17 protein-coding genes are annotated in these 14,945 nt (G+C 54.3%); 10 read left to right on the top strand and 7 right to left on the bottom strand.

Features of this window, described 5'->3' with window-relative positions; all coding sequences use genetic code 11:
• Positions 1-7: 7 nt before the first annotated feature.
• From kdsC to npr, 9 genes are all read left to right on the top strand, one after another.
• Positions 8-574, top strand: coding sequence for a 3-deoxy-manno-octulosonate-8-phosphatase KdsC (kdsC, locus tag V3W49_RS05140; RefSeq protein WP_500144112.1), 567 nt, complete (start codon positions 8-10; stop codon positions 572-574).
• On the top strand, positions 571-1,155 hold the full coding sequence (gene lptC / locus V3W49_RS05135; protein WP_500144111.1) for an LPS export ABC transporter periplasmic protein LptC: 585 nt from the start codon (positions 571-573) through the stop codon (positions 1,153-1,155). The genes kdsC and lptC overlap by 4 nt, the downstream gene beginning before the upstream one ends.
• A complete protein-coding gene (lptA, locus tag V3W49_RS05130; protein ID WP_500144110.1) occupies positions 1,124-1,666 on the top strand; it encodes a lipopolysaccharide ABC transporter substrate-binding protein LptA in 543 nt (180 codons plus the stop codon). The genes lptC and lptA overlap by 32 nt, the downstream gene beginning before the upstream one ends.
• A 6-nt stretch (positions 1,667-1,672) precedes the next feature.
• On the top strand, positions 1,673-2,398 hold the full coding sequence (lptB, locus tag V3W49_RS05125) for an LPS export ABC transporter ATP-binding protein (RefSeq protein ID WP_138094258.1): 726 nt from the start codon (positions 1,673-1,675) through the stop codon (positions 2,396-2,398).
• A gap of 81 nt (positions 2,399-2,479) precedes the next feature.
• Entirely contained in the window at positions 2,480-3,913 is a 1,434-nt protein-coding gene (rpoN, locus tag V3W49_RS05120; protein WP_500144108.1) for an RNA polymerase factor sigma-54, read from the top strand.
• 22 nt (positions 3,914-3,935) lie between these two features.
• Entirely contained in the window at positions 3,936-4,223 is a 288-nt protein-coding gene (hpf, locus tag V3W49_RS05115; protein ID WP_500144107.1) for a ribosome hibernation promoting factor, read from the top strand.
• A 75-nt stretch (positions 4,224-4,298) separates the two neighbouring features.
• Complete coding sequence (ptsN, locus tag V3W49_RS05110; RefSeq protein WP_500144105.1) at positions 4,299-4,784, top strand: PTS IIA-like nitrogen regulatory protein PtsN; 486 nt, start codon at positions 4,299-4,301, stop codon at positions 4,782-4,784.
• Between the two features lie 66 nt (positions 4,785-4,850).
• The gene (rapZ, locus tag V3W49_RS05105) at positions 4,851-5,705 is read left to right on the top strand and encodes an RNase adapter RapZ (protein WP_500144104.1); all 855 of its coding nucleotides are present in this window, start codon (positions 4,851-4,853) and stop codon (positions 5,703-5,705) included.
• A complete protein-coding gene (gene npr, locus V3W49_RS05100) occupies positions 5,702-5,974 on the top strand; it encodes a PTS phosphocarrier protein NPr (protein ID WP_500144102.1) in 273 nt (90 codons plus the stop codon). The genes rapZ and npr overlap by 4 nt, the downstream gene beginning before the upstream one ends.
• A 4-nt stretch (positions 5,975-5,978) precedes the next feature.
• On the opposite strand, the gene V3W49_RS05095 is transcribed toward npr, so the two are convergent.
• From V3W49_RS05095 to V3W49_RS05080, 4 genes are all read right to left on the bottom strand, one after another.
• On the bottom strand, positions 5,979-6,404 hold the full coding sequence (locus tag V3W49_RS05095) for an RbsD/FucU domain-containing protein (protein ID WP_500144101.1): 426 nt from the start codon (positions 6,402-6,404) through the stop codon (positions 5,979-5,981).
• A gap of 18 nt (positions 6,405-6,422) precedes the next feature.
• A complete protein-coding gene (locus tag V3W49_RS05090) occupies positions 6,423-7,187 on the bottom strand; it encodes an SDR family NAD(P)-dependent oxidoreductase (protein ID WP_500144100.1) in 765 nt (254 codons plus the stop codon).
• Positions 7,188-7,223: 36 nt separating this feature from the next.
• Complete coding sequence (locus V3W49_RS05085; RefSeq protein ID WP_500144355.1) at positions 7,224-8,459, bottom strand: MFS transporter; 1,236 nt, start codon at positions 8,457-8,459, stop codon at positions 7,224-7,226.
• Positions 8,460-8,693: 234 nt separating this feature from the next.
• Positions 8,694-9,743 (bottom strand): LacI family DNA-binding transcriptional regulator, encoded by a 1,050-nt coding sequence (locus V3W49_RS05080; RefSeq protein ID WP_500144099.1) that lies wholly within the window; start codon positions 9,741-9,743, stop codon positions 8,694-8,696.
• A 535-nt stretch (positions 9,744-10,278) separates the two neighbouring features.
• On the opposite strand from V3W49_RS05080, the gene yrbL reads away from it, so the two are divergent.
• Positions 10,279-10,923 carry a PhoP regulatory network protein YrbL gene (yrbL, locus tag V3W49_RS05075; RefSeq protein ID WP_500144098.1) on the top strand — a complete coding sequence of 215 codons (645 nt, stop codon included), beginning with the start codon at positions 10,279-10,281 and terminating at the stop codon, positions 10,921-10,923.
• A 25-nt stretch (positions 10,924-10,948) separates the two neighbouring features.
• Here yrbL and mtgA read toward each other — a convergent pair whose 3' ends face one another.
• The 3 genes from mtgA to arcB form a co-directional block, all read right to left on the bottom strand.
• Complete coding sequence (mtgA, locus tag V3W49_RS05070) at positions 10,949-11,674, bottom strand: monofunctional biosynthetic peptidoglycan transglycosylase (protein WP_500144096.1); 726 nt, start codon at positions 11,672-11,674, stop codon at positions 10,949-10,951.
• Positions 11,665-12,318, bottom strand: coding sequence for an isoprenoid biosynthesis glyoxalase ElbB (elbB, locus tag V3W49_RS05065; RefSeq protein ID WP_500144094.1), 654 nt, complete (start codon positions 12,316-12,318; stop codon positions 11,665-11,667). The genes mtgA and elbB overlap by 10 nt, the downstream gene beginning before the upstream one ends.
• A gap of 232 nt (positions 12,319-12,550) precedes the next feature.
• Positions 12,551-14,902 carry an aerobic respiration two-component sensor histidine kinase ArcB gene (gene arcB / locus V3W49_RS05060; RefSeq protein WP_500144093.1) on the bottom strand — a complete coding sequence of 784 codons (2,352 nt, stop codon included), beginning with the start codon at positions 14,900-14,902 and terminating at the stop codon, positions 12,551-12,553.
• Between the last annotated feature and the right edge of the window lie 43 nt (positions 14,903-14,945).

The raw sequence follows: 14,945 nt of genomic DNA, 5'->3' as shown, positions 1-14,945 counted from the left end.
AGCGGTAATGAGCAACCAGGAAGCAATGCTTGCCACCTGTTATGGCCCGGTAAGCGCGCAGGTAATGAATCGGGCGAAAAACGTTCGCCTGCTGATTCTCGATGTCGACGGCGTGATGTCCGACGGCCTTATCTATATGGGCAACAGCGGCGAAGAGCTGAAAGCGTTTAACGTGCGCGACGGCTACGGTATTCGCTGTGCCCTCACCTCCGATATCGAAGTGGCGATTATCACCGGCCGTCAAGCGAAGCTGCTGGAAGATCGCTGCGAAACCCTTGGCATTACACATCTTTACCAGGGGCAGTCAGATAAACGGCTGGCCTTTCAGGCGCTGTTGCATAAACTCTCATTAACGGCCGACCAGGTAGCATACATCGGCGACGATCTTATCGACTGGCCGGTCATGGCTGAAGTGGGACTAAGCGTTGCCGTTGCCGATGCCCATCCTCTGCTGCTGCCGCGCGCAGATTATGTTACCCGTATTGCTGGCGGCCGCGGTGCAGTGCGTGAAGTGTGCGACCTGCTTCTGCTGGCGCAGGGCAAGCTGGAGGAGGCTAAAGGGCAATCCCTATGAGTAAGCTGAAACGTTGGGTCATTATCGGGCTGGCCATTGTAGCACTGGTACTGATCGGCATTAATCTGACCGACCTCGACGAGGCTGAGCCTAAAGCCGTAAACAGCAACGAGCCGACCTACAAGAGCGAGCATTCCGACACCGTGGTTTACAACCCTACGGGGGCGTTGAATTATCGGCTGGTGGCTCAGCACGTGGAATATTTCTCTGCGGACGAGCTTTCATGGTTTACTCTGCCAGTGATGACCGTTTATGACGCCAACGATGCGAATAAAACCGCAACCTGGTCAGTTCGCGCCGATCGCGCCAAACTGACTAAAGACCGTATGCTGTATCTGTACGGAAATGTGGTGGTGACCGCGCTGGCGCCAGATTCGCAATTGCGTAAAATTACGACCGATAACGCCCAGGTAAACCTTGTGACACAGGATGTTACTTCCGATGACCTCGTCACGCTGTACGGGACCACATTTAATTCTAAAGGCCTGAAGATGCGCGGAAATTTGCGCAGCAAAACTGCCGAGCTGATTGAAAAGGTTAGATCCTCATATGAAATCCAGAATAAACAAACACAGCCTTAATCTCCTGCTGGCCGGTACGCTTTTGGCCGCCGCCCTTCCAGCCTTTGCGGTTACTGGTGATACCGATAAGCCTATCCATATTGAATCCGATCAGCAGTCGCTGGATATGGAAGGCAATGTGGTGACCTTTACCGGCAATGTGGTGGTGACTCAGGGTACGATCAAGGTCAACGCCGACAAAGTGGTAGTCACCCGCCCGGGCGGCGAAAAAGGCAAAGAGGTGGTGGAAGCCTATGGTAAGCCCGCTACTTTTTACCAGATGCAGGACAACGGAAAACCAGTTAAAGGCCGCGGCAGTAAAATGCGCTACGAGCTCCAGAATGATTACGTCATCCTGACCGGCAATGCTTATCTGGAGCAGCTCGACAGCAACATCAAGGGCGATAAGATAACCTACCTCGTGAAGGAGCAGAAAATGCAGGCCTCCAGCGAGAAAGGTAAACGCGTGACAACCGTTCTGGTTCCGTCACAGCTCCAGGATAAAAACAATTCCGGCCAGAAGAGTAACTAATTTCGTATGGCAACACTCACTGCAAAGAACCTCGCCAAGGCCTATAAAGGCCGAAAGGTGGTGGAAGATGTCAGCCTGACCGTGGAGTCTGGCGAAATCGTCGGTCTGCTCGGCCCTAATGGCGCCGGTAAAACCACAACCTTCTACATGGTGGTGGGCATCGTCCCGCGCGATGCCGGCAATATCATCATCGACGATGAAGATATCAGCCTGCTGCCTCTGCACGCCCGTGCGCGCCGCGGCATCGGTTATCTGCCTCAGGAGGCCTCTATTTTCCGGCGCCTGAGCGTTTTCGATAACCTGATGGCGGTACTGCAAATTCGCGACGATCTGTCGGCGGAACAGCGCACCGACCGCGCCAACGAGCTGATGGAAGAGTTCCATATCGAACACCTGCGCGATAACCTGGGTCAGTCCCTCTCCGGGGGGGAGCGTCGACGGGTCGAAATCGCCCGTGCGCTGGCGGCTAATCCCAAATTCATCCTGCTGGATGAACCTTTCGCTGGGGTCGATCCCATCTCGGTCATCGACATCAAACGCATTATTGAACACCTGCGAGACAGCGGCCTTGGGGTGCTTATCACCGACCATAACGTCCGTGAAACGCTCGCCGTCTGCGAACGCGCTTATATCGTCAGCCAGGGGCACCTGATTGCCCATGGAACACCTGATGAGATCCTCAAGGACGACCAGGTGAAACGCGTGTATCTTGGGGAAGAGTTCAGACTCTGATAGGGTAAGGACTGGATGCCGCGCTCGCCACCGGGCGCGCGGTTTCATCGACACATTGACCTGAGGTAGCTTGTTCTGAATATGAAGCAAGGTTTGCAATTAAAGCTGAGCCAACAGCTTGCCATGACGCCCCAGTTGCAACAGGCAATCCGCCTGTTGCAACTCTCCACGCTGGAACTCCAGCAGGAGCTTAACCAGGCGCTGGAAAGCAACCCCCTGCTTGAACAGAGCGATCCCCTCGAAGAAGTTGCGACCAGCGAAAACGGCGACAGCGAAACGCTCGACAGCCGGGATGCCCTGGAACAGGACTCCATGCCCGAAGAGTTGCCGCTCGACGCCAGCTGGGACGAGATATACACCGCCGGTACGCCCTCAGGCACCGGCACTGACTATGTTGACGATGAGCTTCCCATCTATCAGGGGGAAACCACCCAGTCTCTTCAGGACTACCTGATGTGGCAGGTCGGACTAACGCCTTTCTCCGATACCGATATCGCTATCGCCACCTCTATTGTCGACGCTGTCGACGATACCGGTTACCTCACCGTCACGGTTCAGGACATCCTGGATGGCATGGGCGATGAAGAGGTAAGCCTGGAAGAGGTCGAGGCGGTTCTCAAACGCATTCAGCGTTTTGATCCCGTCGGCATCGCCGCTCGCGATCTGCGGGAATGCCTGCTGATCCAGCTTTCCCAGTTCGCACCGGAAACCCCACGCCTGCATGAGGCTCACCTGATTGTCAGCGATCACCTCGATCTGCTGGCTAATCATGACTTCCGCTCGCTGATGCGCGTTACACGCCTTAAAGAAGATATCCTGAAAGAAGCCGTTGGGCTGATTCAATCCCTCGACCCGCGTCCGGGCCAGTCCATTCAAACCAGCGAGCCGGAATATGTTATCCCCGACGTGCTGGTACGCAAGCACCAGGGGCGCTGGGTAGTGGAGCTTAACAGCGACAGCATTCCACGTCTGAAGATTAATCAGCAGTATGCGGCCATGGGCACCAATGCCCGTAACGACAGCGACAGCCAGTTCATCCGCAGTAATCTGCAGGAAGCAAAGTGGCTGATTAAAAGCCTGGAGAGCCGCAACGATACCCTGCTGCGCGTCAGTCGCTGTATTGTGAAACAGCAGCAGGCCTTTTTCGAGCATGGTGAGGAGCATATGAAACCGATGGTGCTGGCTGATATCGCTCAGGCCGTCGATATGCATGAATCCACTATCTCACGCGTCACCACTCAAAAATACCTCCAGAGTCCGGGGGGGATTTTTGAGCTGAAGTATTTCTTTTCCAGCCATGTGAGTACCGAGGGAGGCGGCGAAGCCTCTTCTACGGCGATCCGCGCGCTGGTGAAGAAATTAATCGCTGCGGAAAATCCCGCCAAGCCACTGAGCGACAGCAAGCTCACCGCCATGCTCTCCGAGCAGGGGATTATGGTGGCGCGCCGTACCGTCGCAAAGTACCGAGAGTCTTTATCGATCCCTCCGTCTAACCAGCGTAAACAACTGGTCTGACCCAACAGATAAGGAAGACACTATGCAGCTCAACATCACTGGACAAAACGTCGAAATCACCGATGCATTGCGTGAATTTATCAATCCTAAATTCGCCAAGCTGGAGCAGTATTTTGATCGGATCAATCAGGTCTATATTGTGTTGAAAGTGGAAAAGGTTTCCCACGTCGCGGATGCGACGCTGCACGTCAACGGCGGAGAGCTGCACGCCAGTGCGGAAGCTCAGGATATGTATGCGGCCATTGACGGCCTGGTAGACAAGCTGGCGCGGCAGTTAACCAAACATAAAGATAAACTGAAACAACACTAATTGTCCGGGCGTTTCTGTGACCCGTGCGGCTCGCCATTGCGGCGGGCCGTTCCCGCAGAAGGCTTAGGTGAAATTATGATGAACAATGATTTAGCGCTGCAACTGAGCAATGTCCTTAACCAGGAATGTACCCGAAGTGGCGTCCCGTGTCAGAGTAAGAAGCGGGCGCTGGAGATAGTCAGCGAACTGGCTGCTAAACAATTGGGACTGGCCCCCCAGATCGTGTTTGAGGCAGTTCTGACCAGGGAAAAAATGGGAAGTACCGGTATCGGAAACGGTATCGCCATTCCCCACGGCAAGCTGGAAGAAGATACTGAACGCGCCGTGGGCGTCTTTATTAAACTGGAGACCCCCATCGCCTTCGATGCTATCGATAATCAACCGGTGGATCTGCTGTTTGCACTGCTGGTTCCGGCGGATCAGACCAAAACGCATCTGCATACGCTGTCGCTGGTGGCGAAACGGCTGGCGGACAAAACCATCTGCCGCCGGCTGCGCGCAGCGCAAAGCGATGAAGAACTTTATCAGATCATCACTGAAGAAAACCCGGATGCTGAATAACAAACATTCCGGCAGGAATCACGGCTGCGCAGCGATGCAGCCGGTTAACGGGGGGAGAAACTGCACATGGTGCTGATGATTGTCAGCGGCCGCTCAGGTTCAGGGAAGTCCGTGGCACTGCGCGCGCTGGAAGACATGGGCTTTTACTGTGTCGATAATCTGCCGGTCGTGCTGCTACCGGAACTGGCCAACACGCTGGCGGAGCGCGGCATTTCAGCAGCGGTCAGTATCGACGTACGTAACATGCCGGAATCGCCGGAAATCTTCGAGCGAGCGATGAACAACCTGCCTGGCGCTTTTTCGCCGCAGCTGCTGTTCCTGGATGCCGATCGCAATACGCTGATTCGCCGTTACAGCGATACCCGCCGCCTGCACCCGCTTTCCAGTAAGAACCTGTCGCTGGAAAGCGCTATCGACAGGGAAAGCGATCTGCTGGAGCCGCTGCGCTCCCGCGCCGACCTGATTATCGATACCTCAGAGATGTCAGTGCATGAACTGGCGGAAATGCTGCGTACCCGGCTGCTGGGCAAGCGAGAGCGCGAGCTGACCATGGTCTTTGAGTCCTTCGGCTTCAAGCACGGCATTCCCATCGACGCTGATTACGTCTTCGATGTACGTTTCCTGCCGAACCCGCACTGGGATCCTAAACTTCGCCCGATGACCGGCCTGGATAAGCCCGTTGCCGCCTTCCTCGACAGGCATACCGAAGTCCACAATTTTATCTACCAGACCCGCAGCTATCTGGAACTCTGGCTGCCTATGCTGGAGACCAACAACCGCAGCTACCTGACCGTCGCCATCGGTTGTACCGGAGGCAAACACCGTTCGGTCTATGTCGCCGAACAGCTGGCGGACTATTTCCGTTCTCGCGGCAAGAACGTACAGTCGCGCCATCGAACTCTGGAAAAGCGAAAAACATGACCGTCAGACAAACCGTCGAAATCACCAACCGGCTGGGCATGCATGCCCGGCCGGCGATGAAGCTGTTCGAGCTGGTGCAAAGCTATGACGCCGAAGTGCTGCTGCGTAATGAAAGCGGCATCGAAGCTGAAGCCAGCAGCGTTATTGCCCTGTTGATGCTGGATTCCGCTCAGGGCGGCCACATCGAAATCGAAGCCAGCGGCCCCCAGGAGCAGGAAGCATTAAATGCCGTTATCGCGCTGTTTAACGCTGGTTTTGACGAAGACTAACGGACTATGCTTCTTCTGTAACGGGGCCAACCGTTAACAGCAGATTCGCAAAGCGCCGCATTTCACCGCTGGCCAACACCAGTAGCGTTCGATCGTTTTTGACGCGCTCATAGAAAGCATCGCGCTCAAGATAGCTGACCGGACAGCCCTCTGGTAGCAGCTGGCGATAAGCTGGCGCGACGGTATTCACAAAGGATTCCGGCCAGGCCATCATCATCGCCTGTTCCACATTAATCACCGCCAGCAGTTTTTCCAGAATCGCCACACTGCCAATGGTGCCCGGCGCCAGATTCAGGTAAATAACCCGGGCCTTGTCAGGCGCATGGGTGACGAAAGCATAATTGGCGTCCGCAATCAGTATCTGCGTTTTATGGCCGCATCGGGCCAGACCACTTAAAAGCGGTGGATGGATTATTACGCCTTTAATCATCTGCGTGGCTCCAGATTGTTACATTCGGTAGATACCGCCGTTGATATCAAGGGTCGCCCCGGAAATAAAACCGTCATATTCAGAGGCAAGGAATGCAATCGCTCGTGCCACATCGTCCGGATTGCCGGCCCGGCCCAGCGGGATGCCGCGAATCGTCTCCTCCGCAGAGGCCCTGGTGGTATGGCGAGCGTGAAAGCGAGTTCCCAGAATCAGCCCAGGAGCGACAGCGTTAACCCGGATGCCATATTCCCCCAGTTCCGCCGCCAGCGAACGGGTCCAGGTGAGTATCGCACCTTTAGCAGTGGAGTATACCAGCGAGCCAGCATGCCCCCCGGAACGCCCCGCCAGCGACGCCAGATTAATAATGCTGGCGCCGTCGCTGGCGATTTTCAGAAACGGCAGCGCGCTCTGAGTCACATTGAGCATGGTGGTCATATTGACGTCAATCACCGTCCGCCAGAACCCTGCGTCGATCTCCCCCAGCCACTTGCGCCCGATAATTCCCCCTACGTTGTTAATCAGAATATCGATACCATTCAGAAAATCCGCTCCCTGCCTGACGCACTGCCCGGCCTCATCGCGGCAAGTCAAATCCGCGTAGCCGTAACTGGCCTTTTGGCCCAGAGAATGCGCCAGCTCCGCCAGCGCTTTCGGCCCATCTTCACCGCTATGATAGTGCATATAGATATCGCAACCGGCATTAATCAACCGCTCTGCCGTGGCCCTGCCGATCCCCTGTTCGGCCCCTGTGATAAATGCTTTTTTACCTTTCAGATATCCCATCGTAAGTACCTCTTTATCATTTACGGATAATGCGCATCAGCAGCGGATAACCCCTTCGCGCTGCCTGCTACAGTAGAAAATGCAAATCAAACCGGTCGCCAGCAGACACATCGATAAAAAAATGAGGCCAGCCGTATCGCTGTGGCTCACATCTTTCAACACCCCAACGATCCAGGGGGCGACGAATCCGCCGATATTGCCTATACAGCTCACTACCGCTAACCCGGCAGCAGCAGCCGCTCCGGTCGTGATGTTGGCGGGCATGGAGAGAAAGCAAGGTACAGCGCTATAGATGCCAATCGAGGCCAGGCACAGGAACGACAGCGCGATAAAGACGCTGTAGTGAAAGAACACCACAGCACCGACCAGACCAGTCGCGGCGATCGCCATACTGATACCGGCAAAGATGCTGATTTGCCGGCTCTTGCTGGCCCAGATGCTCCAGGGATAAACCAGCAGAGCGGCCAGGCCGTAGGGAAGCAGCGCGATCAGGCTGACCCGAAAGATGTTATCGCCCGAAATCGCGGTAATGATCGAAGGTAGCCACATACCGAATCCATATATGCCACACACCATTCCAAAATTCAGCAGAGCATAGAGCAAATACTTTTTATTTTTTATTCCCTGCACGAAATCAGACGATGAAATCTGCGACTTTTCTTTATTCATCCCGATATTATTCATCAGCCAGGCTTTTTCATCGACACTAAGATACCTCACTTCTTTGGGCGAATTTTTTATCACAAAAGGCACAATCATCCCGATAATAACTGGAGGTATTCCTTCGAGAATGAATAACCACTGCCATGGTTCCAAACCGAACCATCCATGATCAATATTCAAAATCAACCCAGAGATTGGTGAACCAATAGCGTTAGACAATGGTTGAACAATAATAAACATCCCCAGTATTCTGGTTAGATATTTTTCCGGAAAAAATATTGTGAAATAATAAACAACTGAAGGAAAGAATCCCGCTTCGCAAACACCCAACATAAAACGGCAGATGTAAAGCTCAGTCGGCGTCCGTACAAACCCCATCAGCGTTGCAAAAACTCCCCATGTAATCAGTATTCGGGCAAACCAGATTCGGGGGCCGAACTTAATGGTTCCGGCATTTCCCGGAATTTCAAAGATGACGTAGCCAATAAAAAACAAGCCAGATGCAAAGCCGAAAGCAGAAGCCGTTAGCCCCAGACCACTCTCCAGAGAAATAGCTGCATAGGCCATATTATTACGATCAAGAAACGCCAAAAAGTATAATAAAGTCATTAAAGGGACAATATTTAACGTCAGCTTTCTGATCGCACTACGCTCAACATCACGAGACAGATTATTGTTCATAACAGGGCACTTCCAGTGTTATTAATCGGAATCACAAGGAACAGCCAGGCACCGCCATTTACTCGGCAACCGCTAACATCTCAACTGACGACTTCAGGCAATAACCAGCCACAGGAGTCATTTCCATTACTCCAGCTATCAGTCATAATCTTCAATATTCTGTCAGCCAGCCGCGTCCCGAACCGACTGACGTTGAATTAACGTGGGTGGAAATAAAAACTCTTGCGGCACCAGCGCGCTGTCGTCAATACGCCGCATAATTCGCGCCACCATGACTTTTGCCATCTCCGCCAGCGGCGGCATCACCGAACTGAGTCCCGGCCTGATCTGGCCAGAAAGCGGGATATTATCAATGCCTATCACTGAAATTTCGTTCGGTACAACCACTCCCGCGTCGCGCAAGCCGCCCAGAAGCCCGATGGCCAACGCGTCATTAATCGCCACCACACCGTCAGGGCGGGGAGACAATGCCAGTATCTTAGACGCCAGAGCATGGCCCAGTTCATTCATTTCCGTATCGCCATATCCGCCGCGGGCCTTACCTTCCACGATCCGCTGATGCTGGCTCTGACGCAGGTTACGCAGAACCGTCAGAAACCCCTCAATCTTATGACACCGGCTTATGGTCAGGTTAGCTTCCGTCGCAAATACAATATTGCCGCAGCCGCGTTCTACAAGGTGAGAAGCGGCAAGCCGACCGGCTTCAAGATTATCCATTGAGACGCTGTCGAACAGCCTGGACGTTGCATCTACGGTATTACCCGCCAGCCGACTATCGTAATTAACGATCGCCATCCCCTGCTGCGCCGCCTGGGCAAAATGCGTCTTTCGCATATCGCTGGCGGCGACAATTACACCCCGAACGCCATGAGCCAGCATATCTTCAAGAAATGTGCGCTCCTCCTGCTCCTGACGGTAGGTACTGCCAAGCAGTACCCGACAATCATGCACTCTGGCGGCCAGATCCACCTCGCGCGCCAGCGCCGAAAAGCTGGGATTCACAATCGAGGGAACCAACAGCCCAATCATCCGGGTCTGCCCGGTTTTAAGCTGCTGGGCGGCGCGATTAGGTTGATAATTCAGCTCGCGCATCACCTGCTCAATACGGATCCGGGTCTCCTTGCGCATCTGATCAACGCGCCCATTTAACACATTGGAGACGCTGCTGATCGATACCCCGGCAAGACGCGCGACATCCCGAATATTAGCCATCTTTCGCTTCCCCCTGACGGCGCCATCGATCCCGGAGACCGCCGAATTACCCCACCCGGATAAAAGCTCTGTATCGTTTTAGTGACTCAGCGATAACTAATCTATAGGGGAAAAATTGTCCGTTCAAGCAGCCGGAACCAGCCTGCACGGGTGGCGTCGCGGTTTTGTGAAAGTTATCAAGCGCAGCGGGAAGAGATTACTAAACAGATCGCGTCAGGCACGCTGTTCAGAAGATGTTTAGCTGCTAAGACAGAGCGAAAGAATGCCATGCCGCGTTGCCGGTGTTCGCCAGAGGCCGGCATTAACATCCGCACAAAGTCCTGTCCATCTTTGACATCCCTTGCGAATGGGCATGATCCAGATCAATTCCAACGCGCGTTGGTTTTGCTGTTTATGTCCACTTGCCTATGATCAGATTAATCCGAGTTCAGGCTTAAGGTTTTATTAAGATAAACCGCAGCCGTTGAGTCTTTATTTAAGTTCAACGTTCATACTATCAACCGTGTTACTAAATTTAGAGACGGGAAGGTTTTCCATGGCTGACAGCGTAGTTCGACTCTCTGATGTTGCCCCCCTGGGGACAGGTCGTCATCGTAAATGCTATCTGTATCCTGGCAATCCTGACCGCTGCATCAAGATAGTCTACAACCAGGAGAGCGGCGGTGATAAAGAGCTGCTGCGCGAGCTGGGATATTACGCGCATCTTGGCCGCCGTCTGAAAGACTGGTCCGGTCTTCCGGCCTACCACGGCACCGTTGAAACCGATCTCGGAACCGGCTACGTCTACGATATCGTTAAAGATTACGATGGCAGGACGTCAATGTCGCTGGATGAATTCGCCCGCCAGTGCAGAGAAAATGGCGATTTAAGGCTGTTGCGCCAGACGCTGGCAGCCCTGAAGGCATGGCTTACTGAACACCGCATCGTCACCATGAACCTTAAGCCGCAGAACATTCTGTGCCGCCGTCTGAGCCCCACCAGGGTAATGCCGGTCGTGGTGGATAACATCGGTGAAGCGACCCTGCTGCCGCTGGCCACCTGGTCACGCTGGTTTTGCCTCCGTAAGCAGTCGCGTCAGTGGCAACGTTTTATGACCCACCCGCTATTCGCCGGCCTGGATCAATCGCCGCAGCCGCAGCCGGTGGCACCCGGTTTTACCGCCAGCCATGGCGCAAGCTAATCAATTCAATCACCTGACCGGCTGCTTAATGCAGCCGGTGTCTTTTCAGGAACCCTTCACCGCCTAACTGACGCATCTGGCGCATAATCCACTGCTGGCGAGACAAAACATAGCCGGATGGCGCGTCAACACGATAGCGAATCGGATTCGGCAGAACCGCGGCCAGCAACGCCGCCTCTGAAAGAGTTAACCGGCTGGCAGGCTTATTAAAAAAGTGGCGCGACGCCGCCTCAACGCCGAAGATCCCCGGCCCAAATTCGGCAATATTCAGATAGACCGTCAGAATCCGGCGTTTGGTCCAGGCCAGTTCAATCCCTACCGTCAGACCGGCTTCCAGCCCTTTACGCACCCAGCTACGCCCATCCCACAGAAACAGATTTTTTGCCGTTTGCTGCGAAAGGGTCGAGGCTCCGCGAGGGCGTCCTTCGCTCTCCTCCAGCGCTTTCTGAATCGAACCGACATCGAACCCCCAGTGATCCGGGAATTTTTGATCTTCGGCTGCAATCACTGACAGCGCCATCCAGGGAGAGATATCGTCCATCCCAACCCAGTCGGAGTGAGCGACATAGCTGAAATCTCCGGAAAACCAGGCACTAAGCTGACGTTCCGCCATCACCGCAGAAAATGGCACTGGCAGTACGCCAAATAAGGCGATCCCCCCCGCCCAGAAGACGACAGCCGCCGCGATTATGCCCAGCAGCCAGCGCTTGATTCGGGCGAGCGGCCCGCCGCGTCGTTTCTTTACTGGCACAGGCTCAATACTCTCGCCACCAGCTTCTCGATACCGTCCGCCGCTTCATCGATACGACTGGCCAGCATATAAGCCGGCGTCGTCACTACCTTCTGCTCTTCATCAATCACAATGTCATCCACCGGACAGGGGACATGCTCGCCGCCCATCGCCTCAATCGCCTCGGCGGTATCGGCATCGGTGCCGATAGTCAGGCGCAACGGTGTCGGAACAATCTTCGGCAACAGGGCCGGAGCGATGCAGATAAAGCCCAGCGGTTTCCCGGCCTGGTGGCATTCACGGGCAATGCGAAGCAGCTCAGGATCGAGGGTACAGTCGCTCCCCTGAGAGGCAAAGTTGCTCAGGTTTTTCGCAGCACCAAAGCCACCAGGCACAATCAGCGCATCCAGCTCCCGAGCCTGAGCTTCGACCAACGAGCGGATTTCGCCACGGGCAATTCGCGCCGCTTCAATCAGAACATTGCGACTTTCCGCCATTGGCTCCCCGGTCAGATGATTGATAACGTCTGCTTGAGTTTTATCCGGAGCGAAGCAAACCGCCTGTGCGCCTGAGCGGGCTATCGCTAACAGTGTGATCACCGCTTCATGGACTTCTGAGCCGTCGTAAACGCCGCAGCCACAAAGAATGACGCCAATTTTTTTCATATCATTAGTCCTTTTTCTCAATCGGAAAATGGCAATAAAAAATTTTTATTAGGACGCTATACTTCACATATTTTACTGATTCAGGTAACAAAACCGATAAGGTTTGCTATCTTATTGCCTTGTGCAACACGACTCTCCCGGCGTCGCTATCCCATGAATCAAACTAATAGCCAGCGGCGCCTCGTTTTCCCTGGTGTTGGCGCAGTCTTCGCGCACCCCGGCCTGGCCGGGGTCATTTTTTTCTGCTCTCCGCCACCCAGCGTCTCAGGGCCTCAACGTCCTGATGCCATTCCTGCTTAAGCTCTTCGACCCAGTCACCGACGTTATCCCACCATGCGGGAAGATCCGGTGACTGGATCTGCTGACCTAACTGCTGCAGATGACGCAGCCCCACCGAACCGGCGGCGCCTTTTATTTTATGTCCCTCTTCGACGATGCCTTTGCGATCGTGAGCCGTTAGATTAGACTCCAGCACGCTCAGATAGCCCGGCATCATTTTTTCAAACATATCCAGCCCGTCCAGGATCACCTTCTCCCCGACCAGATCCAGGTACTGTTCCAGCATGGGAAGGTCAAACAGGATCTGCTGCTTATCTTTATCAGCCACGATTCCTTGCGTCTCCTTTTCATTTTCGCCCTGCTGTACACAGCCATCCCAGAATTTCTTAATCATGGCGGTCAGGGCCGGTACCGCCAGCGGTTTGCTCAGTACGTCGTCCATTCCGGCGTTCAGATACTCTTTTTTGTCCTTCAGCACGTTGGCTGTCAGCGCTACCAGCGGCGGTAGCTGCTCTGGTCTATAGCGCTTATGCAGCTCTCTGGCGATATCCAGCCCGCTCATATCCGGCAACTGAATATCCAGCAGCACCAGATCGAATTCATCAGGCTGGAACAGAGTCAATGCCTCGTTGCCAGTCATGGCAACGTCCACGCTGTTGCCCATTTTTTCCAGCACCGAACGAGCGACTATCACGTTCAGCTCAATATCTTCCACCAGCAGCACATGCAGCGCCGGCAGTGGCATGTCATCCTGATCCAGGGCATCTTCTACCTCTTCCGCCACCTGAGGCGCCTGAATTGTCAGTACAAAGGTCGAGCCCTGTCCTGGCTGGCTGTTCACGGTAATATCCCCGCCCATACTTTTCGCCAGCCGCCGGGAAACCGCCAACCCAATGCCGGTACCCGTCGCGGGCTTGCCACCGTGACTATCCTTCACCTGATAGTACATGGCAAAGATCTTATCCTGCTCTTCCTGGGGAATGCCGATACCTGAATCCTCGACCTCGAAGCGCAGCATGTTGCCATCGTCGTAGCGAATTCGCACCGTCACCTGACCTTCGCGGGTAAATTTCACTGCGTTGCTTATCAGGTTCCACAGGATCTGGCGTAGACGGGTGCCGTCGGTAATCACCTGATGGGGGAGCGGCAGCGTCGGCTCCATCACAAAGCGCAGCCCTTTCTGCTGGGCCTGAAGCGCCGACAGGTTCTCCAGCTCGCCCATAAAACTGGTGAAATCTACCGGTTGGTTATCGAGCTGTACCTTACGACGTTCAATCTTATCCATATCGATAATATCGTTGAAGATGTTCCCCAGCGTCACAGCGGAAACATGGATAGTTTTCAGGTATTTTTCCTGCTCCGGCGTCAGATCGGTATCCAGCAGGATACGGCTCAGTCCCACAATACCGTTCAGCGGAGTACGAAGTTCGTGGCTGATGGTAGAAATAAACGTGGTCTTATCACGACTGGCACGCTCCAGCGCTTCCTGATAGCGCTTACGCTCGGTGATATCGCGGCCAAAGCCCATCAGACCATGACGCTTACCGACCCGATCGTAATAAGGCACCTTACGGATCTCAAAACAGGCCTTGCGCCCGTCAGGGTAATCCAGCCACTGTTCATAGGTCAGGGAGACATTGTGACGAAACACCTTCTCATCGGTTTCTATCACTTTGAGCGCGGCTTCATCGTTATACACTTCATGAGGTTTCAGACCGATAAGCTGCTTTTCACTTTTGCCGGTCAGCAGTTCCATAGCCCGGTTACAGCCGGAAAACTCTTTATCTTCATTGCGGTAGAACACCAGATCCGGAGAGGCATCAAGGAAAGAACGCAGGAAAGAGGACTGTTGTTCCAGGCGAATCTGGGTCTCTTCACGCTCCTTCATTTCGACCTTGAGCTTTTCGAGCATGGTCTGGCGCTCGGCCTCCGCCTTTTCGCGCTCGGCTATCTCCTGATTCAGCTGGGCAATATTGTCTTTAAGCTGAACGTTAAGCATCAGATCGCGCTCGCGCATCTCTTCCAGCTTTTCCACCAGCCGGCTAAGGCGCTGCCGCGACTCTTCCAGCTGCTCCACCACCACCGACAGGAAGTAGACCGCCCAGGGGGTGATCAGCAGACCAAAAAATATCGAGCGGATCACATCTATGCTTTCCACCTGGCCGCGCAGCAGCATGGTGACCGCCATCTGCACCACCATCGCCAGTACCACCAGCGCCAGGGCCAACAGCAGGGAGAAGCGGACCAGGCCCAGCTTCATCATCAGATCGACATAATACTGCGCCAGTTTCCGGATTTGCTTCATCGGGGATTCCTTAGCTGCGTTTGAATCTCAATCATACCGGAAA

It is taken from the genome of Rosenbergiella sp. YN46 (assembly GCF_036620675.1).
Classification (GTDB): Bacteria; Pseudomonadota; Gammaproteobacteria; order Enterobacterales; family Enterobacteriaceae; genus Jejubacter.
The sequence above is the reverse complement of the archived record's forward strand: the minus strand, read 5'-3'. Positions and strand labels throughout refer to the sequence as shown.